Origin of the sequence: Hymenobacter sp. CRA2 (assembly GCF_002007105.1) — a bacterium.
Lineage (GTDB): Bacteria > Bacteroidota > Bacteroidia > Cytophagales > Hymenobacteraceae > Solirubrum.
This window is the reverse complement of record NZ_MVBC01000006.1, coordinates 1-21,040: the sequence shown is the minus strand read 5'-3', so window position 1 is coordinate 21,040 and position 21,040 is coordinate 1. Positions and strand designations below refer to the sequence as shown.

The following is a 21,040-nucleotide window of genomic DNA, read 5'->3' as shown; positions in this document are numbered from 1 at the left end:
CTCCCCGCAACCGGGGAGGTCTTTTTTGTTTCTATAGTGGCAAAGCTATTCATCGGGCACTATTGCCCAGCCGGGCTGGTTAGTTAACCAGAATGGGGCGGTTTTTGACCATACCCATTCCGTGCGGCTTACGTACATTTAAGACCACTTTTTTCCGCGTCTCTGCCCATGTCATTCCTTCGCCTGAAAATAGGCCTGTACACTGCCGTAGTTATGGCGGTGTTCGTACTGGCTTCCTACAAGCTTTACCGGGGCACTGGCGCTCCGGCCCCTGAAAAAGAAGAAGTGCTCATCAAGGCCATGATTCAGGGCCTGAGCGCTGCCCACTATCAACCCGAGCAAATCGACGACAACTTCTCGAAGCGCGTCTTTGACTTGTACCTGAAGCGCATCGATTACTCCAAGAAGTTTCTGCTGCAGTCGGACGTGGCTCAGCTGCGGAAATACCAGACCGACATCGACGACGAGGTAAAGCGTGGTTCGCACGAGTTTCTGGAGCTGTCGACGCAGCTGATGGACCAGCGCACGAAGGAAGCCCAAGTGCTTTACCGCGAGCTGCTGAGCAAGCCGATGGATTTCACCACTGATGAGTCGTTTCAGACAGACTTCGACAAGGCGCAGTTTCCGGCCGACAAAGCCGCGCAGCGCGACGAGTGGCGCCGCTACGTGAAGTACCATGTGATGACGCGCCTGGCCGAAATCCAGGACGAGCAGGCCAAGCGTGACCCGAAGAAAGCCACTGCGCCGGCCCTCTCGGCTACCGAAATGGAAGCCGAAGCCCGCAAGCGCGTGCTGAAGTACTTCGACGAGTCGTTCAACGACATGATGCAGAACGACGCCAACGACCGGCTCGCGCTGTGGGCTAATACCATTGCCAACACCTACGACCCCCACACGGAGTACTTTGCTCCCAAGGACAAGGAGTCGTTTGACATTGCCATGACCGGCCGCTTCGAAGGCATCGGCGCCACGCTGCAGGAGAAGGACGGCCAGATCAAAGTAGCCGACATCATTCCCGGTTCGGCTTCGTACCGCCAGGGCCAGCTGAAGGCCGGTGACATCATCCAGCGCGTGGCCCAAGGTCCCGCCGAGCCGGTAACCGTAGAAGGGATGCGCCTCGACAAAGCCATTAGCTACATCCGCGGTGCCAAAGGCACGGAAGTACGCCTGACCGTGAAAAAGCCCGACGGCAGCACCCAGGTTATTCCGATTACCCGCGACGTGGTAGTGGTGGAAGAAACCTACGCCCAATCGGCCGTTATCAACGAGGACGGTAAGAAAATCGGTTACCTCCGCCTGCCGGCCTTCTACGCCGACTTCAACGACAACGGCGGCCGCAGCTCGGCCGACGACGTGAAGAAGGAGCTGGAAAAGCTGAAGGCTGAGAACGTACAGGGCATCGTGTTTGACCTGCGCACCAACGGTGGCGGTTCGCTGACCGACGCCGTAGAAATGGCGGGCCTCTTCATCGACAGCGGCCCCGTAGTGCAGGTGCGCTCGGGCCAGGGCTCGGCCCAGGTGCTCAACGACCGTGACCCACGCGTGCAGTATGACGGCCCGCTGGTGCTGATGGTGAACAAGTACAGCGCCTCGGCTTCTGAGATTCTGGCAGCTGCTATCCAAGACTACAAGCGTGGCGTGATTATGGGCTCGACCAGCACCTACGGCAAAGGCACGGTACAGCGCATATTCAACCTCGATGACGCTCTACCGGCTGAATTCAATGCCATCAAGCCTTTCGGCTCGCTGAAACTCACCACGCAGAAGTTCTACCGCATCAACGGCGGCTCGACGCAGTTCAAAGGCGTAGTGCCGGACATCATCCTGCCCGACGCTTACAGCTACCTCGACCAAGGCGAGAAAGATTCGGACTACCCGCTGAAGTGGGACGAAATCAGCCCGGCCAAGTACCGTACCTGGCAGCAGGCCCCGCAGATCGACAAGCTGAAGTCGGCCAGCTCGGCCCGCGTATCTGCCAGCCCGAGCTTTAAGTTGGTCACCGACATCGTGGAGCGTATGCGCAAGCGTAAGGACGACACCAGCGTATCGCTGAAGCTGGCCACCTACCGCGCTGAGCAGGAGCAGGCCAAAACTGAGTCGAAGCGCTACGAGGACCTGCAGAAAGCTGCTCCGGCCCTCAGCATCGCCCCGCTGGCCGCCGACCTGCGCACCGTGCAGAACGACACGGTGCAGGTGAACCGCCGCCGCCGCATGTCGAAGAACCTGGTGAAGGACATCAACCTGCGCGAGGCTGTGGCCGTGGTAAAAGACCAGATTGGCGCTCCGCAAGTGACGCAGACGCGCGTAGCTCCTCGCAAGTAAGCTTGCTTTCCAGCAGAGCTTGTTTCGGCTAATATTCTTTGCAAAAGCCCCGGTGCTGTCTTAGCGCCGGGGCTTTTTGCTTGTTACGTGCTTATAGAGGCGACCTTTCTAATACCGAGCGAATAACACACTAAAAATCAACACTTATTTTACACACCAAGACAGTTGTCAATCTATTACATAACGCCCTCATTATCAGGCATAAAATTTAGCTTGAAAACAACTAATTTTATTAGCATCATGGCACTCAATCTGGCTAACTTGCGTTGAGCAGATATGATGACGAACAACGAACAACTGACCGATAACGTCCTGCAACTGCCGGTAGCCGACGATGCCCAGCTTCAGCATGATGAGGCATGGCGTAAGTCCATCCCGGCACAGGTGTTCCTGAACTACTTCTTCGCCCTGAGCTACCACATCCGCGAAGCGGATGACGCCACGGGTGGGCTTCAGCATCTCCCCTTCTTCCGGGCTCATCAGGCCGAGTTGACCGATACTGACCGTGCTGCCGTAGAAAAGGCTTTGCACAGCTGCTGGAGCACGGAGTACGCCCTGCGTGCTACCGCCGAGCTGGGCGATGATGAGTACCTGCGCAACGCTCTGCACTGGACCTTCCCGCAGGCTTACCACGCCGTCACGGCTGGGCTGCAGGCTTTCCTGTACACGGCCGGCATTCGTACCAACAACCCGGCTCTGGTCCGCCGTGAGGTAGGCCGCTTGGTAGTACGCAATGCCTACCCGCGCCCGGTGTCGTTCTACGCTGCTGGCTCCTACGGCGACTTTAGCATTCACCGCCTGCCGCTGGCTGGCTACAAAGCCGGGCTGCAGATTGCTGGCAAGGCCATTGATGCGCAGGCCCAGATTGGGCAGTTTCTGCGCACCACCCGCAAGCAGAAGGCGGTGAGCGTGCGTCAGCAAGTGCAGGCCAACCCGAGCACCGCCATCCGCAGCCAGAAGACGGGCCAACCGCTGGAGAAGTGGACGGCGCAGCACTGGCAGCAGATTACCTGGCGCCTGGGCTACACCACCATCTTCGATCTGCTGGGCCGCCTGCGCATTTCGCAGACCAGCCGCGAGATTGAGCGCTACGTGGAGGCCGACATTGACTTCCGCCTGTTCCACCAGTCGCTGCTGGATATCGTGAGCTACCTCAACGGCATTCACGAAACCTACGTGGCCAAGGCCCTGGGCCTGGAGCGCTACCAGGAGCTGGTGAACAACCTGCCCAAGCACCTGCAGCACGGCTTTGTGGAAGAGCGTCTGCGTACCCGCGTGGCCCCGTCGCTAACCGAAGGCGAGCCGCAACTGGGCATGGCTGCTTAATTCAGCTTGTATCCGTACATCACTGCATATACACGTAACCGCCGGTCCACTGGACTGGCGGTTTTTGTTTGGCTACCCTGGTGCCACCTTCGGCTTATCAGCCGGCAGTGGCATCCTAGTCCGCTCGTGCGCGTAGCAGAGTCTACCAGCCTTACCACAGCATATCCTTGATGAGCCAAGACCAATCCCTACAGCGTTTTCTGGACGCCCAGGAAACGGCTTTTCCCCAAGCCTTGGCCGAGCTGCAGCAGGGCCAGAAGCAGAGCCACTGGATGTGGTACATCTTCCCGCAGCTACAAGGCCTGGGCCGCAGCATCACCGCGCACTACTACGGCCTGCACGACGCCGTGGAAGCCCGGGCCTACGCACAGCACCCGCAGCTGGGCAGCCGCCTGCTGTTGCTGTGTGCGGCCCTGCTGGCGGTGCCAGGGAATAACGCGACCCGCATCATGGGCAGCCCCGACGACATGAAGCTGCGCTCCTGCATGACCCTGTTTGACGCCGTGTGCCCCGACCAGCCCATCTTTCAGGAAGTTCTGGATAAGTTCTTCCGCGGGCAGCCCGATGCCCAGACGCTGCGCCTGCTCTACCCAAACTAGGCTCAGGCACAACACCCTCTACGCCGGATCTACCACGCCAAAGCAGAACTTGACCGTAAACCGGGCTGGGCGTATCTCTGAACACCCGATTATCATCATTGGCGGTCCGTGGTCTATCTTTGCGGCTTGACTTTCGCGGCCCGCTGTGGGCCTTGTTATTAAGCCTCGTGCCATGCACCACCTTAGCGAACAGGAAATTATTCGCCGCAACAAGCTCGACGAGCTGCAGAAGCTCGGCATCGAGCCCTACCCGTCGGAGCTGTTCGACGTGAACTTCTACGCCCAGGAAATTCACGACAACTACCACCCGGAGCTCAACAACTTCCAGGAAGTGAGCCTGGCCGGCCGCCTGATGTCGATTCGCGTGAAGGGCAAGGCCTCATTTGCGGAGCTGCAGGACGCCTCGGGCCGCATTCAGCTCTATATCAACCGCGACGAAATCTGCCCCGGTGAGGACAAGGAGCTGTATAACACCGTCTTCAAGCGCCTGATTGACCTGGGTGACTTCGTAGGGGTGACCGGCCGCGTGTTCAAGACCATGGTGGGCGAAACCTCCATCCATGTAACAGGCTTCAAGCTGCTGAGCAAGGCCCTGCGCCCGCTGCCGGTAGTAAAGGAGCGCAAGGACGAAGCAACGGGCGAAACTATCGTATACGACGCCTTCACCGACCCCGAGCAGCGCTACCGTCAGCGCTACGTGGACCTGGTGGTGAACCCGCACGTGCGTGACGCCTTCGTAAAGCGCACCCAGCTGGTGCAGGCCATGCGCAACTACCTCAACGACAAAGGCTACCTGGAGGTGGAAACGCCTATCCTGCAGCCCCTGTACGGCGGAGCGGCCGCGCGCCCATTCAAGACGCACCACAACACGCTGGACATGACGCTGTACCTGCGCATTGCCAACGAGCTGTACCTGAAGCGCCTCATCGTGGGCGGTTTCGATGGGGTATACGAATTCTCGAAGGACTTCCGCAACGAAGGCATGTCGCGGTTCCACAACCCGGAATTCACCCAGATGGAGCTGTACGTCGCCTACAAGGACTACTACTGGATGATGGATCTGGTGGAGGAAATGGTGGAGCGCGTAGCCCTGGCCCTGCACGGCAAAACCGAAGTACGGGTCGGTGAAAACGTCATCAACTTCCAGCGCCCCTGGAAGCGCTTCACCATGGCCGAGGCTATCGAGCACTACACCGGCTTCAACATCGACGGCAAGAGCGAAGAGGAGCTGCGCGCCGCCGCCAAGGACCTGAAGGTGGCCCTCGACCCGACCATGGGCAAGGCTAAGATCATCGATGAACTCTTCGGGGAGCACGTGGAGCCGAAGCTGATCCAGCCCACGTTTATCACCGACTACCCGGTGGAAATGTCGCCGCTGGCCAAGAAGCACCGCTCGAAGCCGGGCCTGGTGGAGCGCTTCGAGGCCATCTGCAACGGCAAGGAAATCTGCAACGCCTTCTCCGAGCTGAACGACCCCATTGACCAGCGTCAGCGCTTCGAGGACCAGCTGGAACTGGGCAAGCGCGGCGACACCGAGGCCATGGTGCTCGACGAGGACTTCCTGCGCGCCCTAGAGTACGGCATGCCGCCGACGGCTGGCCTGGGCATCGGCATCGACCGTCTGTCTATGATTATGACCAACTCCAACTCCATTCAGGACGTGTTGTTCTTCCCGCAGATGAAGCCTGAGCAAGCCGAGAAGAAAACTGAGAAAAGCGAAAAGCCGGTGGAATAATCTTGGCTTGACGCCACAGCAGTTTCTGTCATCCTGAGCAAAGTGAAGGACCTTATCACGTTTGGATAGCTTGACTACTATCTGACGTAATAAGGTCCTTCGCTTTGCGGGTACTAAATCAAGAATGACAGCTTCAGTGCAAAATGGATACTGGCTAAAACGTCGAAAGCCCCTCGTGCTAATAACGTGCACGGGGGGCTTTCTTCTATTAATCAGTTAACCATTCCGGTCAGTACACATCGAAGAAATGTGCGATGGACTAGTGAGATTTTACTTCCAGGTTGTTTGACCAGATCCTGGCAGAAGCTCCACAGTCGGCAATTTTGCTCCGAAGGTTTATCCGACCTTCTTACAAACTGATTACACTAGCTTTAACGCTGATGTTATCAGAAGGTTACGCATCGTTTAGCTTTTTTCGCAGCGCCTTCTGCTTTTAGCGCAGGTTGGCTGGTAAGGCCACAAAAGTCGAAAGGCCTCGCACCAGTCTAAACGGGTACGAGGCCTTTCTTTTAGAATTGTCTTAGCTAAACTCGGCTGCTTTACTAACTGAAGAAGCTTACCAGAATACCAGTCAATTTTGCTGTTACGGCTGTTTAACCAAATCCGTACAGAAGCTTAACCGTTTGGCAATTTTGCTTCAGCGAAGAATGCAGCGACTTATCTAAGTCAATTTCTACCTTCTTTAACGACAGCGTTACCATAAGGTTACGCTTGGGCCGAAAAAATCCTGTGTTAGCTGCCTACGCCGCTGCCGCCGGTGGTGCCACCAGCTGCCGCTTCGCCACCGCCCGTGGTGCGCGACGAGCTGGCCGTAGAAGCGCCAGCGTCGCCACTGGAGGTGCCGGCCGAGCCGGAGGTGCTGCTGCCAGCGCCCGACGACGAGCCACCAGCGCTGCCGCCGTTGCTGGCTTTGCTACCGCCACTTTTGCCGCGGCCCGACGACGAGCTGCCGGCGCTGCCGCTGGCTCCACCGCCCATGCCGGCCAGCGCATCTTCGGCCCCGGAACGGTCGGCGCCGGCTTCGTCGCCGCTGCCACCACCGCCTTTCAGCGCATCCAGTTTGGAAAGGCCATCCTGCAGCAGCTTGTTCAGGTCGTCGCCGAACTTACCGAGCGACTTGCCCCAGGTTTCACGCGTGGCCGTGCCGGCCTCGGGGGCCATCAGCAAGCCCGCTACAATACCGGCGCTGGCACCGGCCAGCAAGGCGAGAAGTACTTTACCGCTGTTGTCTTTCATAACGGAATGAGGTGTTTTAGGGTGAGGAGGAAGATGCGAACGGGCCGCGGGGCCGTAGCTACCTAACGGGATTGTGAGGGGAAGGTTATCAGAAAAAACGCCCCGTACCGACGGGGTACGGGGCGTTTTACACTGATTCGGAAACCGAAACGACTACAGGTCGTTGAGGATTTTCACGATTTCGCGCTTGCCCTTGCCGAGCTTCTCCTGCAGGCGGCCTACGAGCTCATCAGCGGCGCCCTCCGAGTAAGTCAGGTCTTCGTCGGTGAGCTGGGCGTACTGCTGCTTCAGCTTGCCTTTCGACTGTTCCCAGTCGCCTTTCAGGTTCAGGCTGGAGCCGGCGCCGGTCACGCCAAGGTCTTCCAGCTTCTCCACCAGGTTCTTGAAGGTGCCGTCGAGCTGGGTGCCGAACTTATTGAGCGTGTCGCCAAACTGGTCGCCGTATTTGCCGGCGTAGTTTTTCAGGTTGCCACGGGTAGCGCTGCCTTTGTCGGGAGCGATGAGCAGGCCGGCCACGATGCCAGCGCTGGCGCCGGCCAGCAGGGCCAGCAGGACTTTGCCCGAGTTGTTGTCTTCGTTGTAAGACATGGGAGGAAGGATGTGGGGTTGAAAGAAAGGTTCTCGGTAGAAAATCGGCCGGGCTATATATCCAACGGCTGATTTGCCTGCCTATACGAAAGGCTTTCCGTCGGGTTGTTGAGCTAGGGTGGAAATCCCGGCGGCGTGCCGGTAATATATAACACAAACTATATACCAGTTAAAATCAGCCATCTGATTTGGGACAGTTTGGCACAGACAAGGCCTGCCATCAGAGTTTAAGCGTAATTTTCCGCCCTCACCAGCACTTTTGCCTATGTCTGCTCGCCTGTTTTTCTCGATGTCCTTCGCGCTGCTGCTCGGCAGCGCCTGCCAGCGTGGCACGCCCTCTACTGCCGCAGCTGACTGCATCGACCCGAGCAAGATCCGTAAGGACGCCATGTGCACCATGCAGTACGACCCGGTGTGCGGCTGTGACCAGAAAACCTACTCCAACGCCTGCCAGGCCAGCAACGCCGGCGTGAAAACCTACACCAGCGGGGCCTGCCCCGGGGCCAAGTAACGGGCCCGGCTATGTCAGCGAAGGACCGCTACCGAGCGTTTTGCCGCACGGCACCGGATCTGCCCGTCTTCGCGCAGGACTGGTATCTGGATGCCTGCTGCACGGGCGGCGCCTGGGACGTGGTGCTGGCGGAAGAAGCGGGCCAGGTAGCGGCCGCGCTGCCGTACTTCTGCAAGCAGAAAGGGCCGTTTCGGTACGTGACCATGCCGCCGTTTGTGAAGACCATGGGCCCGTACGTGCTGCCGGAGTACCGCGGCGTGCTCAAAAAAGAGCACGCGCTGCTGCAGGCACTCATCGAGCAGTTGCCACCGCTGGCTGCTTTTCGGCAGAACTTTCACCCGCTGGTAACCAACTGGCTACCTTTTTACTGGCAGCAGTACCGGCAGACCACCTACTATACCTACCGGCTCGACAACCTGCAGGACCTGGAAGGCATACGTAGCGGCGTCAACCGCAACATCCGGCGCAACCTGCAGAAGGCCAGCCAGCAGCTGCAGGTGCGCCACGACCTTTCGCCCGAGGCGTTCTATGGCATCAATCAGCTCAGCTTCCACCGCCAGGGCCTGCCGATGCCGTATACCTGGGAGCAGTTTCGGCGCCACGACGAGGCCCTGGCCCGGCACCAGGCGCGGCAGCTGTTCTTCGCCGTCGACGCGGAGCAGCGGGTTCATTCGGCGGCGTACCTGATCTGGGACCAGCACACGGCCTATTACCACCTGGCCGGCGACGACCCGGAGCTGCGCGAAAGCGGCTCGGGCATTCTGCTGATCTGGGAGGCCATCCGCTACGCCAGCGAGCAGCTCGGGCTGCGGTGCTTCGATTTTGAGGGCAGTATGCTGCCGGCCATTGAGCGCATCCGGGTGCAGTTCGGCGCGACGCAGACGCCGTACTTTTTTGTGCACAAAACGCCTTCCCGCTGGTTTCAGCTGCTGGAGCTACTCCGGCGCTGATGCCTGCGCGCTTCCTGCCTTTCCATTCTTTTTCCATTCCCAGCCATGGCTGACAAACGCTACGTCCTGAACCCCGCGCCCTTCGTGGTGCCCACCACCGACGGTAAACTCATCGAAGAACACGTGGGCCACGCCAGCACCGGCACCGGGCAGTACAGCCTGGCCCACATGGTGGCACCGCCGCACTGGAGCGAGCCGCACCAGACCCCGCAGTTCGACGAAATCACCATCGTGGTGCGCGGCCGCAAACGCTTCGAAGTCGACGGTGAGACTATTGAGCTGAGCGCGGGGCAGACGCTGCTCATCAAAGGCGGGGCGCGGGTGCGCTACTCCAACCCCTTCGACGCGGAAGTGGAGTACTGGTCGATTTGCATTCCGGCCTTCAGCCCCGATACCGTGAACCGGGAAGAGTAAGTCGCTCCGTGACGGAAGCTGTTTAGGCAGAATTGCCGCAAAATAGTTATCCGTCATCCTGACGCAGGCAGGACCTTGCCCCGCCAGCACGAGTCGTTGTAATGACTATCGTTCAGGTGTGGCAAGGTCCTGCCAGCGTCAGGATGACGGATAACTACTTGGTTTCCGTGTGCTCGTCGATGCCTTCTTTCATCAGCCCTCCTACCCCTGCAGCCCCTTGCGCAGCTCGGGGGTGCGGTGGGTGCTGCTGACCAGCTTCGCCTCGGGCATGCCCTTGAGCCGAACGGCCAGCGTGTCGTTGAAGTAGGGTTCGAGTCGCTCAATGGCGCTGAGCTGCACGATTCCGCTACGGTTGAGGCGGAAGAAGTGCGCCGGGTCGAGCAGGGCTTCGAGCTGGGTCAGGGTTTCGTTGAGCACGTAGGCGCGGCCCTGCCGGTCGATGGCATGGGTGACGCCGTGGCGCAGCTGGAAGTAGGCTAGCTCGGCCACGTTGAGCACGTAGAGCCCGGTGCGCGACTTGCTCACAAGGCGCTGCTTGTATTGGGGCACCGCCGGGGCAGCGTAAGCGGTGGTGAGGCGCTGCAGCACTTCGCCCTGGAAGGCCTGGCGCAGCCGTTCGTATTTCTGCATGGCCGCCGCAAAGTAGGCGTACTGCACGGGCTTGAGCACGTAGGCAATGCCGTTCTGCTCGAACGCCTGCACCAAAAAGGAGTCGTAAGCGGTGATGAAGATAACGGGGCTGCTGACCGTGACCTGCTCAAACAACTGGAACACGTTGCCGTCGAGCAGCTCGATATCGGACAGAATCAGGCCGGACGCGGGGTGCTGGCGCAGGTAGCCGACGGCCTCGCTCACCTGCTGGCACTCGGCCACGATGGTGGCGGCGGGGTGGTATTGCAGCACAAAGCGGCGCAGCTGCGCCAGGGCGGGTTCTTCGTCCTCAATCAGCAGAATGCGCATGGGCAGGTACAGCTAGCGCGGCCGTGAGGGGCAGCGTGACGGTAAAAGTATCGGCGGTGACGGCTACGCGCACGGGCGCGGCAGCTACCAGCGTCACCCGCGCCTGTAGGCCGGCCCAGCCGCTGCCGGCCTCGGGCGCGGGCTGGGGCGCGGGCGCCGCTCGTTCTGCACCTCCAGCTCGGTGGGGCGCACGCGCAGCCAGATGCACAGCGGTTGGGCGCGGCTGGCCAAATTGTGCTTTACGGCGTTGGTGAGTAGCTCCTGCAGCACGCCGGGCGGCATGAGCTGGCTTTGCAGTTGCGCGGGCGTGGCCTGCAAGTCTTGTTCAAACTGATAAGCGGCCCCGAACCGGCAGCGCAGCAGGTGGCAATAGTCGCGGGCGAAGGCCAGCTCTTCGGTCACGGGCACCACTTCCTGCTCGCGGGTGCGCACCGGGTAGCGGTACACTTCGGCCAGGTGCACCACGTAGGCGTGGGCCGCCTCGTTGTCTGGTTCGATAAGGGCGGCCAGGATGTTGAGGTTGTTGAAGAGAAAATGCGGGTCGACGTGCTGCTGCAGCACCTGCAGCTTAGCGCGTGCGGCCTCCTTTTCGAGGCGTTCCAGCTCCAGGCGCACCTGCCCCGCGTGCTGCTGGTAAAGGAACGGCAGGTAGATGCTGCCGGTCAGTAGGTATAGGAATACGTCGGAGGAAAGACCGCGCACCACAGGGTACCAGCCGCCGTAGTCGCCGCGGCCGATGCCCGACAGCACCAGTGCGGCCTGCAACAGCTGCAGCAGCCCGATAAAGAGCAGCGTCCCTTGCCAGAGCAGGCCGAAGTAGTAGCCCGCCCGGCCGCTGGCCTGGCCGCGGCGCGTGGCCCGGGCGTGCAGCCGGTCGAGCAAATACACCACCAGCAGCGCCTCCAAAAACGTCCAGAAGGGCGCATCGGGAAAGAGGTGGAACTCCTCGGGGCTCACGGCCATGGTCAGGCGCGTGTAAAGGGTCAGCAGCACCGACAGGCCGAGCACAAACAGGTAAAACCAGGGCTTCTTGCGCATTGTGAGCGGCAAGTTAGCGGGGTACGGCCGGCACGCGGGCTAGAGGCCGGTGGCTTTCATCTCCTTGCCGTTCTCGTCGAGGAAGCGGAGCACGGGCTGGTTGTTTTTGTCGACGCCGATGGTGAGGCGGGTGCGGCCCTGGTTGTCCTTGAAGTCGAGCGTCGACTGGTCGGTGTTGGCCACCAGCATCACGCGGGTTTCGCCGCGCTGGTCGGCCATAATCATGGCCGAGGACCGGCCGGCAGTGGTACCCACGTACATGCGGCGCATCAAACCCAGCTTGCCCTCCTTCGCGGCCTGCTGCTGCTGTTCGGGTGTGGCGTCCTTGTATTTTTCTTTCAGCGCCATCATCGACTCGTCGGGGGCGTCGCTGAAAGTGAGGCCGGCTTTGTAGCCGCCGCCCTGCTCCTGGTAGTTGAGGGCAATGACCTGATCCTGCCCGAACCGGTCGAAGGAAAGGTGTCCGCCGGCCGATACCTTGCCATCCTTGTCCTTTTCGCCGCCGAAAATCAGGCCGCCGCACTCTTCGCCCTTGTCGTTGTAGAAGAGCATGCCGGGGTGCTCCCGTTTATAGTCGATGTGCTTGCCGTCGACGGTGACGCCCTGCGGAAACCGTTCCTTGTTGCTCATCAGCATCTTCACGGTGCCGTCGCGCTCCACCAAGTTCAGGCGCTCCACCGATATTTCCCCGAAGCGCACTGGTTTGTCGGGCTTGCCGAAGGCGCAGAGCAGGGTAGCCGCCGGAATGATGGTGGCAGCTAGGGCGTAAGCCTTGAGGAATTTCACGTCGCGGGCGAGTTTCTGGGTATCCATGGCGGTAGTGGTTAGGACTTGGTTGGTGCCCAAAACTGGCGCGCCCCGCGGCCGAAAGCAGGTAAAATCGGGTGAATGCCGGAAAAACCGCGGGAGTGCCGGGAATCAGCGGCTGAAGCTGGTATTGCGACCGGTAGCCCGCTGTATCTTGGCTTATGCTTTTACCCGTGTTTATTGCCCGGCTACTTGCGGCCGTTATCCAGCCCTCTGACACCCCAATAGTTAGTAGCACTCCGCGTCCGTTGACTTATACGATGCGCATCGAGTCCCAACCGGATATGCGCGGCGCCACTTACCATATCATCATTCGACGCAGCGCCCGCACCACTAAGCTGGTGTATGCGCGCCGGGACAGTATCAGGCGTTATTTCGACCCGGTGGAGGACAGCCTGCGCCGGGAGTATTTCGATAAGCCTCCTGACAACAAAGAAGCCCGTTGGAAACTAATCGGAGACATCGGCCGCAGAGCTGCGGAAAATCATCGGCGCTATGCCGCCTACACTAAAGACAGCATAGCGCTAAAGAATACTCAGGTTGCCAGCCGGCGCTATGTGGCGCTGCTCGACTCGGTTTTCCTGGCTGACGACGATGCATTCCACGATTTTAGCTCAGTGCGAACGGTAAAGGCGAAAACTGTAATGGTGATTCACGCTACCCAGTATCGGTTATACCGGGAAGCAGCCGGCCAGCCCGTGCGCAAAGCATATATGACGGCCCCCGATATGGACACTAACCCGCTGTTTGTGCGCTTGCTGACACAAACCCTGGAGCTGTACCGCCTCTCCCACCCCAATTCCTTCATGGATAAGCGCTACACCCGGGACTACTGAACAAGCCCGGTTGTCTTGCTTTCCCGGCAATAAGTGCTAAGCTTGGCGCATGGACCAGCGCATCATCAACCTCTTCGACGAATACACGCACCGCCCGCTCACCCGCAAGGAGTTTATGAAGCGGCTGGTGCAACTCACCGGCAGCCTCGCGCTGGCCACCACTGCGTTGAGCGTGCTCGACCCGGGCTACGCCGAGGCCGCCACGGTGCCGGAAGACGACAAGGACCTCATCATTGAGGAAGTGAGCTGGCCCGGCGACGGCGCCACCATGAAAGGCTACCTCGCCCACCCCAAGGGCAAAAAGAAGCGCGGGGCGGTGGTCGTCATCCACGAAAACCGCGGCCTGACGCCTCACATCAAGGACGTGACGCGGCGCGTGGCCAAAGCCGGTTACCTGGCCCTGGGCGCGGATGCGCTGTCGCCCTTTGGGGGCACGCCCACCGATGAGGAAAAAGGCCGGGAGCTGATCGGCAAGCTCGATGCCGCCCAGAACCTCAATAACTACCTGCGGGCCCTGGACTACCTGCGCAGCCGTCCCGATTCCAACGGCAAAACCGGTTGCGTGGGCTTCTGCTGGGGCGGAGCCATGGCCAACCAGCTAGCCACCCACGACCCCAAGCTGAACGCCGCCGTGGCCTATTACGGCCGCCAGCCCGACGCCGCGGAGGCAACCAACATCAAGGCCCGCCTGATGATGCACTACGCTGGTCTGGATGAGCGCGTAAATGCCGGTATGACCGCCTGGGAAAATGCACTGAAAGCCGCGGGCGTGAAGTATGAGCAGTTTGTGTACGAAGGCGCCCAGCACACTTTCAACAACGACTCCTCGCCGGCCCGCTACAACGAAACGGCCGCCAAGCTGGCCTGGGAGCGGACGCTAAGACTGTTCAAGGAGCAACTGGGCTGATCATTTCGTCCCATGCACCCCACCCCGCTGATTGGCTTGGGCCGCTGGCGCAATTTGTTGCTACAGGATCCGCTGTTGCCGGATGCGGCTTGGTTTGTTGATACCCACTGGGAGCCTGTAGAGAGGCAACGCATTCTGACGTATCTGCGCCAGGGGCGCCCGCTACATCACTGGATGAGTCACGCTCAATGTGAATTTCGGTGCCAATTGCCCGGTTCGCACATGCCCGATGTGGAATTAACCGATAGCATGTACCTATGGCCCGAAATGCTTATTCACCAGATAGAACAGCACTCGGTGCGGCTACCTGCGCAGTTTGTGGCGCATGCGCTGGACCAGGCGGCATTTCCTACTGCTCAGGCGGCTGAAGCAGAAGAAGGCACCGCGGTAGATTACACGTGGTGGCACGCTCAGCCGGGCTGGCAGCAGAAGGTGTCTACATTGTCATTGCTTCCGCCAGAAGAAGTCCGCTGCTATTTGTCGCGCTACGCAAGAGGCGCCATCGAATACGGCTCCGAAACGGCCGAGACCGTGGCGAGGCGGGCACAAATAGTACAGGAGCTTCGTCAACAAATCGATTAAACTAGCGCCTCGCTTCTGCTAGACCACTCCGCCAGTCAAGCCGGGGCTTCATATAGATGCCGGGCTAACAGCCCTTAAGCTGGCCTTAAACTAAATACCCAGAACGGCTTGAAGAGCAGCCCGCATTCAGATTTGGTCTTTTTGGTATGTGTATTCCCATGATTCATCGCGCCGTGGGTGTTGTACTGATCAGCCTATTAGGCCTGACCAGCTGTACCGAACCCGAAAAACCGTCTCAAACCGCTCCGGCCAGTGCGGCAACGCCTTCCAGCACGGCGCCGGCTAGTTCGCCTGCCGATACTACTGAATATCTGAATTGGGCCGCGGCGCGCATCAACGGGCGCCTGCCGTTGCAGAGTCAACTGCAAGCGGCGTGGCGCGAGTTAGGTTCGCCCGACAGCGTAGTCACGCCGGATTTGGACAACGAGTGCACCTCTTTTTTCAGCCTCTCGTTCCAACGGGCCTACACTCCTAAGGCTGCGCTGGAACTGTACGGCGACACAGCCGTCGTAACGTCGCTGGACGTGCGCAAAGGCGGCGGGCTACAAGCCGGCGGCTTGCGTCTGGACCGTACTACCACGCTGGCGGAGCTAGGCCGAGCTTTTCCGCGGGCGGTAAGCCGCCAATCGACGGAGCAGGATGACGTGCTGGGCGAAGTGCAGATGGTGAGCCTGGACGTGGCCCCTCCCCCCACCGACGACCATTGGAGGCTGCTTTTTAAGGACGGCCGTTTGGTGCGCATCGATTATTTCATGCCTTGCTGAGGCAAACCTGAATGCAAAAAAGCCCCGCTGGGTCAGTACCAGCGGGGCTTTTCGTGGGTGGCGGAGTCTTTTACGACTTCGGCTGGGGCAGCGGCTTGCGCGGCAGCTTCTGGTCGCGCATGGCCGTGTTGTACACGAACGTGGCCACGATGATGGACGCCTGTTTCAGGTCGTCGGCCTGCAGCCGCTCGTAGGTGTCCATGTTGGTGTGGTGGGTGCGCGTGTTGTAGTCGAGGCCGTCCTGGATGAACTGGAAGCCCGGCAGGCCTACGGCGTCGAACGACAGGTGGTCAGTGCCGCCGGTGTTGCGGGGCGTCACGGTGGTAGCGCCCATGTCAGCGAAAGGCTTCAGCCACTCGGTGAAGATGGGCTGTACCTGCTCGTTGCCCTGGGCATAGATGCCGCGGATTTTGCCCGAGCCGTTGTCGAGGTTGAAGTAGCCGGCCAGCTTTTCGTGCTCGGGCAGCAGCTTCATGGTAGCCGGGTCGCCGAAGTGGTTTTTCACGTAGTTGCGCGAGCCGAACAGGCCCTGCTCCTCCTCGCCCCACAGGGCCACGCGGATGGTGCGGCGCGGCTTCACGCCCACGGTTTTGAGGATGCGCATGGCTTCCATCATCACGGCGCAGCCGGCGGCGTTGTCGGTGGCGCCGGTGGCGGCGTGCCACGAGTCGATGTGGGCGCCGAGCATCACCACTTCGCTCTTGAGCTTCTTGTCGGTGCCGGGAATTTCGGCCACCACGTTGTAACCCTTCAGGTCCTGGCTCTGGAAGCGGGTCCTGGTTTCCATTTCCAGCTCCACCGGAATGCCGGCTTCTACCAGGCGGATCAGGCGCAGCTGGTCCTCGGGCGACATTTCGATTTCGGGCAGCACGGGCTTGGCATCGGCGGCGTAGGGGGCACCGTTGGAGGTGAAAAACGTGCCGTGCGAGCCGCCGCGGGTGCTGAGTACGGCCGCCGCGCCTTCCTGCTGGAGCATATCCACCATCTTGGTGCGCAGCGCTATGCGGGCGCGCATGGCGCTGCGCGCCGCTTCGTCGCCACCTTCGCGGGCCGGACGCGGCTCAGCCGGGCCGGCCATTTTCTGCAGCTCCTCGTCGGTGTAGCGCTTGGCGTCGGCGGTGAAAGTGGTTTTGGGCTCCTGAGCCACTTCCATCAGCGCGATTTTGTCGCGCAGCTGGCCTTTGTACTTGTCGAGGTCGGCTTCGGTGGCGGCTTTCACCAGCACCACCTGCTTTTTGAGCACGCCGTTGGTGCTCGGGGTCCAGGCTTTCGGCGCCCCGATCATGGCGTGGTAGTAGGGCGCCGTCATGGCCACGTACGACTTCTCAATGTCCCAGCCGCGGCCAAAGTCGCCCCAGGGCTCGATCTTGGAGTTCGAGAGGCCCCACAGCGCCATCTGCTTCTGCGTCCACTCGTTGGCGCGCTTCAGGCCCTCGGAGTTGGCAAGGCGCGGGCCGCACACGTCGGTGAGGTAAAAGGCCGTTTTCATCACCTGCGAACGGTTCAGGCCTTCGTCCTTGATTTTGGCAATCATGGCCTGGTCCACTTTCTCGGCCTGTTGGGCCGCAGCGGGTGTGGTGACAGCCAGGCCGCAGGCGGCGGCCAGGTATAGTAGTTTCTGCATGGTATAGGGAGAGGGTTGGGTTGCTTGCGCCGAAGAAACGCGAAAGAGACGAGCTTTCGGCCGCGGCGTTGCGCCGAGGGCCTATAAGTTGGCTCGTCTGCTCTTTATCTTTAGCAGCCTGCTATTTATGCCCAACACCTTACCGCGCTATGAAACGACTTCGCCTCCTACTCCCGCTGCTGCTCCTGTTGCCCCTGCTAGCTCGGGCGCAGGCCAAAGACAGCAGCTACTACGCCAAGCTCAAAGCCCCGGGCGTCAAGATGATAACCATCGACGGGAAGTATAAGGTCTGGACGCAGAAGGTGGGCCGGGGCAAAATCAAGCTGCTGCTGCTGCACGGCGGCCCGGCCAACTCGCACGAGTACTTCGAGAACTTCCCGGAGTATCTGGCCAAGGAAGGCGTCGAAATCTACTTCTACGACCAGCTCGGCTCCTACCACTCCGATCAGCCCAAGGATACGAGCATCTGGAAGGTCAGCCGCTTCGTGGAGGAAGTGGAGCAGGTGCGCCAGGGCCTCGGCCTCGACCACTTTTACCTGCTCGGCCACAGTTGGGGCGGGCTGCTGGCCCAGGAGTACGCCGTGAAGTACCCGCAGCACCTGCGCGGACTCATCATTTCCAACATGGGCTACAGCGCGCCGGTCTACAACCAATACCGCTTTGGCCTCTACGCCGACATCATCCGGCAGCAGGCCGCGGCCCGGGGCCGGCAGGTGGCGCCCGACAGCCTGCTGGAACTCAGTAAACTGGCCCCGCTGATAACCAAGCCAGTGCAGGACGAGTTTTTCCGCCGCCACATGCTGCGGCTACCCGCCGAGCCCGATGCCTACAAACGCAACCTCACCCACATCAACCGACAGGACCGCGCCCCCATCTTCCCGGTGCTCAGCAGCTGGGATTTTACCGCCAAGGTGGCCAGCATCAAAACGCCCACCCTGCTGCTGGGCTCCCGCTACGACTTCATTCCGGCCTCTACTTACGAAACCATGCACCAGCTGATGGCCAACAGCCGGGTGTCCATCTGCCCCAACGGCGCGCACTTTGCCATGTGGGACGACCCGCAACACTATTTCCCGCCGCTGGTGGAGTTCCTGAAGCACCCCAAGCGCAAAAGCTGAGAAACGCCGGCAAGGTATAGCCCCGTGGCGCAGCGGCTTTGGCGTGCCCAGCCTGTCCCGTTTTGGTATCTAATTGAGAATCAGCGCACCGGCTAACCAAGCCCAGCTGGGCTATAGCGCTGCATTCGGCAATTACCAGCCCGGTGGCCGTAATGAGAAAGACTTCCCAGTTTGAAGCATAGTTGAATGTTTATAATTTTTTAGACTATTTAAATAACACATTCCTCTCTTATTACGCTTGCGACATGGATATTACCAAGCGCAACAACGTCCACGTCATTGGCCACGGCACCCGCACTTTTCTGTTTGTCAATGGCTTCGGCTGCGACCAAACCATCTGGCATTCCCTCACCCCGGCCCTGCTCAGCCGCTACAAGCTGGTGCTCTACGACCACGTAGGCGCCGGCCTGTCGGATATCTCCGCCTACGACGCCAACCGGTACTCCACCTTACAGGGCTACGCTCAGGACGTACTCGATATCTGCCAGCACCTTGCGTTGCAGGACGTGGTACTGGTGGGCCATTCGGTGGGCGGCACCATCGCCGCGCTGGCAGCTATTGCCGAGCCGGAACGGTTTGCGCAATTGATGCTGCTCTGCCCCTCGCCCTGCTACCTCAACGACGAGCATTATCAGGGCGGCTTCGAGCGCCTCGACGTGGAGCAAATGCTGGCCTTCATGGACCAGGATTTTGTAGGCTGGGCCGATTCGTTTGCCAGCTTCATCATGGGCACGCCCGACCGCCCTTCGCTGTCGGTGGAGCTGGCGCACCGCTTCTGCCAGAACGACCCGGTTATTGCCAAGCGGTTTGCCCGCGTTACGTTTCTTTCGGACAACCGCGCCGACATGGCGCAGCTGCGCACGCCCTGCCTGCTGGTGCAGTGCGCTGAAGACCTGATAGCGCCGCCGACCGTCGGGGAGTTTCTGCAGATGGTCATTCCGGGCGCCACCCTGGTCACGCTGCCCATCAGCGGCCACTGTCCGCACGTTAGCGCCCCGATGGATACGTTGAGTGTGATTGAGTCGTATCTGGCGGCGTGACTGGGTCCTGCTTCGGCTACACACCCAACCAACGCGATTATTGCGCATCTTAGGACTGCTGTAGTTCATTCCTTTTCCTTCGCTTATTCTTCCGTGCTGATTCGTTCCTTGCTGGCGGCCCTGTCGCTGCTACTTCTGCCCCTGCTTGCCGCGGCCCAAACGGCCGCTCCCGCCTCCACCGCTGCCGATAGCAGCTACGCCGTCAAGATGCGGGCCCCGGGCGTTAAGATGATAACCATCGACGGGAAGTACAAGGTGTGGACGCAGAAGGTGGGGCAGGGCAAAATCAAGCTGCTGGTGCTGCACGGCGGCCCCGGCAACACCCATGAGTACTTCGAGAACTTTCCGGAGTATCTGGCCACAGAAGGCGTTGAGCTCTATTACTACGACCAGCTCAACTCGTACTACTCCGATAAAACGGCCGACAAAAGCATCTGGAACATTACCCGCTTCGTGGAAGAAGTGGAACAGGTGCGCCAGGGCCTTGGCCTCGACCAATTTTACCTGCTCGGCCACAGCTGGGGAGGCATGCTGGCGCTGGAATACACGGCCAAGTACCCGCAGCACCTGAAAGGGCTGATTACCTCCGACATCGGCTACAAAGCCACCGTGTTCAACAAGCACCGCTTTGCACTCTACGCCGACATCGTGCGCCGCTTCGCCGCCAAGGAGGGCAAAACCATTGCCGGCCTCGACACCATGGGCATGCAAACGCTTTCCGCCTACATCACGCCGGCGGTACAAACGGAATTTCGCCACCTGCACATGATGCGCCTGGCCCAGGAGCCGCCCACGTTTACCCGCAGCCAGGTGCACATCACGCGCACGTACGCGGGCTACTTCATGCCCTTCATGCTGGCCTGGGACTTCTCCGACCGGCTGGCCGCCATCAAGCCGCCCACGCTGGTCATCGGTTCGAAGTACGACTTCGTGCCCACGGCCGATATCGACTACATGCAGCGCCGCATTCCGAACTGCCAGAAGTATATCTGCCCGGAAGGCTCGCACTACGCCATGTGGGACGACCCGGAGCACTACTTCCCGGCGCTGATCAAGTTCCTGCGCCGTACGGAGCGTAAAAGCTAACCCCAACGCCTGCCCCTGCCGCCATGACCGTTGAGTACATCCGCTACCGCATCAACGCTGAGCAGCAACCGGCCTTCGTCGGAGCCATCGGCCGGGCCCACGAGCTGCTGGCCGCCGCGCCCGACTGCCTGAAGTACGAGTTGGCGCACTGCGAGGAAGACCCCGAGCTGTTCGTCTGGCGCATAGAGTGGACGTCGGTAGAGCGGCACCTGAACGGCTTCCGCAAGAGCCCGGAGTTCGGGGCGTTTTTTCAGTTGGTGAAGCCGTTTTACCAGAGCATTCAGGAGATGCAGCACTACGCGGTGGTGAACTAAAGAATGTCAGGCAGAGCGCAGCGAAGCATCTCGCTTGCTGACGTTGGATAGCAACTTCTACCCACCTCTATGTACATCTATTTACTCACCAATCCCGCTCGCACTGTCCTCTATACCGGCGTCACCAACGATTTATAGCAGATTCACAGACAATGTAGCTGCTGGCGCTCCGCGTACGTAAGCGGCTGTATGCAAGCATACTCGATGGATTTGCGTCAGCGCGTGGCGCAGGCGCTGGCCGAGCCGGGCGCCCGGCAGGCCCAAGTGGCCGCGCGCTTTTGCG

Annotated in this window: 21 protein-coding genes; 15 read left to right on the top strand and 6 right to left on the bottom strand. The window is 60.3% G+C overall.

Annotated elements, in window-relative coordinates; genetic code table 11:
- Nucleotides 1–168 precede the first annotated feature (168 nt).
- The 4 genes from B0919_RS10910 to lysS all read left to right on the top strand — a co-directional run bounded on the left by B0919_RS10910 (nt 169) and on the right by lysS (nt 5,982).
- A complete protein-coding gene (locus B0919_RS10910; RefSeq protein WP_078012295.1) occupies nt 169–2,322 on the top strand; it encodes a carboxy terminal-processing peptidase in 2,154 nt (717 codons plus the stop codon).
- A gap of 276 nt (nt 2,323–2,598) precedes the next feature.
- Nucleotides 2,599–3,648, top strand: coding sequence for a hypothetical protein (locus B0919_RS10905; RefSeq protein ID WP_254846550.1), 1,050 nt, complete (start codon nt 2,599–2,601; stop codon nt 3,646–3,648).
- 170 nt (nt 3,649–3,818) lie between these two features.
- Nucleotides 3,819–4,247: a DUF1810 domain-containing protein gene (locus B0919_RS10900; RefSeq protein WP_078012294.1), complete on the top strand. Its 429-nt coding sequence runs from the start codon at nt 3,819–3,821 to the stop codon at nt 4,245–4,247.
- Between the two features lie 172 nt (nt 4,248–4,419).
- Nucleotides 4,420–5,982, top strand: a complete 1,563-nt coding sequence (lysS, locus tag B0919_RS10895; RefSeq protein WP_078012293.1) for a lysine--tRNA ligase — start codon at nt 4,420–4,422, stop codon at nt 5,980–5,982.
- A 732-nt stretch (nt 5,983–6,714) separates the two neighbouring features.
- Here the strand turns inward: lysS and B0919_RS10890 are convergent.
- The gene (locus B0919_RS10890) at nt 6,715–7,218 is read right to left on the bottom strand and encodes a YtxH domain-containing protein (RefSeq protein ID WP_078012292.1); all 504 of its coding nucleotides are present in this window, start codon (nt 7,216–7,218) and stop codon (nt 6,715–6,717) included.
- 153 nt (nt 7,219–7,371) lie between these two features.
- Nucleotides 7,372–7,806 carry a YtxH domain-containing protein gene (locus B0919_RS25940; protein WP_078012291.1) on the bottom strand — a complete coding sequence of 145 codons (435 nt, stop codon included), beginning with the start codon at nt 7,804–7,806 and terminating at the stop codon, nt 7,372–7,374.
- Between the two features lie 265 nt (nt 7,807–8,071).
- On the opposite strand from B0919_RS25940, the gene B0919_RS10880 reads away from it, so the two are divergent.
- The 3 genes from B0919_RS10880 to B0919_RS10870 are packed head-to-tail and all read left to right on the top strand — an operon-like array spanning nt 8,072 to nt 9,681.
- Nucleotides 8,072–8,317: a Kazal-type serine protease inhibitor family protein gene (locus B0919_RS10880; RefSeq protein WP_078012290.1), complete on the top strand. Its 246-nt coding sequence runs from the start codon at nt 8,072–8,074 to the stop codon at nt 8,315–8,317.
- Between the two features lie 11 nt (nt 8,318–8,328).
- On the top strand, nt 8,329–9,267 hold the full coding sequence (locus B0919_RS10875; RefSeq protein WP_078012289.1) for a GNAT family N-acetyltransferase: 939 nt from the start codon (nt 8,329–8,331) through the stop codon (nt 9,265–9,267).
- 45 nt (nt 9,268–9,312) lie between these two features.
- Nucleotides 9,313–9,681 carry a cupin domain-containing protein gene (locus B0919_RS10870; protein ID WP_078012288.1) on the top strand — a complete coding sequence of 123 codons (369 nt, stop codon included), beginning with the start codon at nt 9,313–9,315 and terminating at the stop codon, nt 9,679–9,681.
- A 201-nt stretch (nt 9,682–9,882) separates the two neighbouring features.
- On the opposite strand, the gene B0919_RS10865 is transcribed toward B0919_RS10870, so the two are convergent.
- The 3 genes from B0919_RS10865 to B0919_RS10855 all read right to left on the bottom strand — a co-directional run bounded on the left by B0919_RS10865 (nt 9,883) and on the right by B0919_RS10855 (nt 12,492).
- Nucleotides 9,883–10,641: a LytR/AlgR family response regulator transcription factor gene (locus B0919_RS10865; protein WP_078012287.1), complete on the bottom strand. Its 759-nt coding sequence runs from the start codon at nt 10,639–10,641 to the stop codon at nt 9,883–9,885.
- 93 nt (nt 10,642–10,734) lie between these two features.
- A complete protein-coding gene (locus B0919_RS10860) occupies nt 10,735–11,679 on the bottom strand; it encodes a sensor histidine kinase (RefSeq protein WP_078012286.1) in 945 nt (314 codons plus the stop codon).
- Between the two features lie 39 nt (nt 11,680–11,718).
- Nucleotides 11,719–12,492: a hypothetical protein gene (locus B0919_RS10855; protein ID WP_139362059.1), complete on the bottom strand. Its 774-nt coding sequence runs from the start codon at nt 12,490–12,492 to the stop codon at nt 11,719–11,721.
- A 254-nt stretch (nt 12,493–12,746) separates the two neighbouring features.
- On the opposite strand from B0919_RS10855, the gene B0919_RS10850 reads away from it, so the two are divergent.
- The 4 genes from B0919_RS10850 to B0919_RS10835 all read left to right on the top strand — a co-directional run bounded on the left by B0919_RS10850 (nt 12,747) and on the right by B0919_RS10835 (nt 15,575).
- Nucleotides 12,747–13,322 carry a hypothetical protein gene (locus B0919_RS10850; protein ID WP_139362058.1) on the top strand — a complete coding sequence of 192 codons (576 nt, stop codon included), beginning with the start codon at nt 12,747–12,749 and terminating at the stop codon, nt 13,320–13,322.
- 49 nt (nt 13,323–13,371) lie between these two features.
- Nucleotides 13,372–14,229, top strand: coding sequence for a dienelactone hydrolase family protein (locus B0919_RS10845; protein ID WP_078012283.1), 858 nt, complete (start codon nt 13,372–13,374; stop codon nt 14,227–14,229).
- A 12-nt stretch (nt 14,230–14,241) separates the two neighbouring features.
- Nucleotides 14,242–14,811, top strand: a complete 570-nt coding sequence (locus tag B0919_RS10840) for a hypothetical protein (protein ID WP_078012282.1) — start codon at nt 14,242–14,244, stop codon at nt 14,809–14,811.
- 350 nt (nt 14,812–15,161) lie between these two features.
- On the top strand, nt 15,162–15,575 hold the full coding sequence (locus B0919_RS10835; protein WP_078012281.1) for a hypothetical protein: 414 nt from the start codon (nt 15,162–15,164) through the stop codon (nt 15,573–15,575).
- A gap of 70 nt (nt 15,576–15,645) precedes the next feature.
- Here B0919_RS10835 and B0919_RS10830 read toward each other — a convergent pair whose 3' ends face one another.
- The gene (locus tag B0919_RS10830; protein WP_078012280.1) at nt 15,646–17,199 is read right to left on the bottom strand and encodes a M28 family metallopeptidase; all 1,554 of its coding nucleotides are present in this window, start codon (nt 17,197–17,199) and stop codon (nt 15,646–15,648) included.
- Nucleotides 17,200–17,348: 149 nt separating this feature from the next.
- Between B0919_RS10830 and B0919_RS10825 the strand changes: the two genes are divergently transcribed.
- From B0919_RS10825 to B0919_RS10810, 4 genes are all read left to right on the top strand, one after another.
- Complete coding sequence (locus B0919_RS10825) at nt 17,349–18,317, top strand: proline iminopeptidase-family hydrolase (protein WP_078012279.1); 969 nt, start codon at nt 17,349–17,351, stop codon at nt 18,315–18,317.
- 245 nt (nt 18,318–18,562) lie between these two features.
- A complete protein-coding gene (locus B0919_RS10820) occupies nt 18,563–19,357 on the top strand; it encodes an alpha/beta fold hydrolase (protein WP_078012278.1) in 795 nt (264 codons plus the stop codon).
- A 93-nt stretch (nt 19,358–19,450) separates the two neighbouring features.
- Nucleotides 19,451–20,443: a proline iminopeptidase-family hydrolase gene (locus tag B0919_RS10815; RefSeq protein ID WP_139362057.1), complete on the top strand. Its 993-nt coding sequence runs from the start codon at nt 19,451–19,453 to the stop codon at nt 20,441–20,443.
- Nucleotides 20,444–20,466: 23 nt separating this feature from the next.
- Entirely contained in the window at nt 20,467–20,757 is a 291-nt protein-coding gene (locus B0919_RS10810; protein ID WP_078012276.1) for a putative quinol monooxygenase, read from the top strand.
- Nucleotides 20,758–21,040 lie beyond the last annotated feature (283 nt).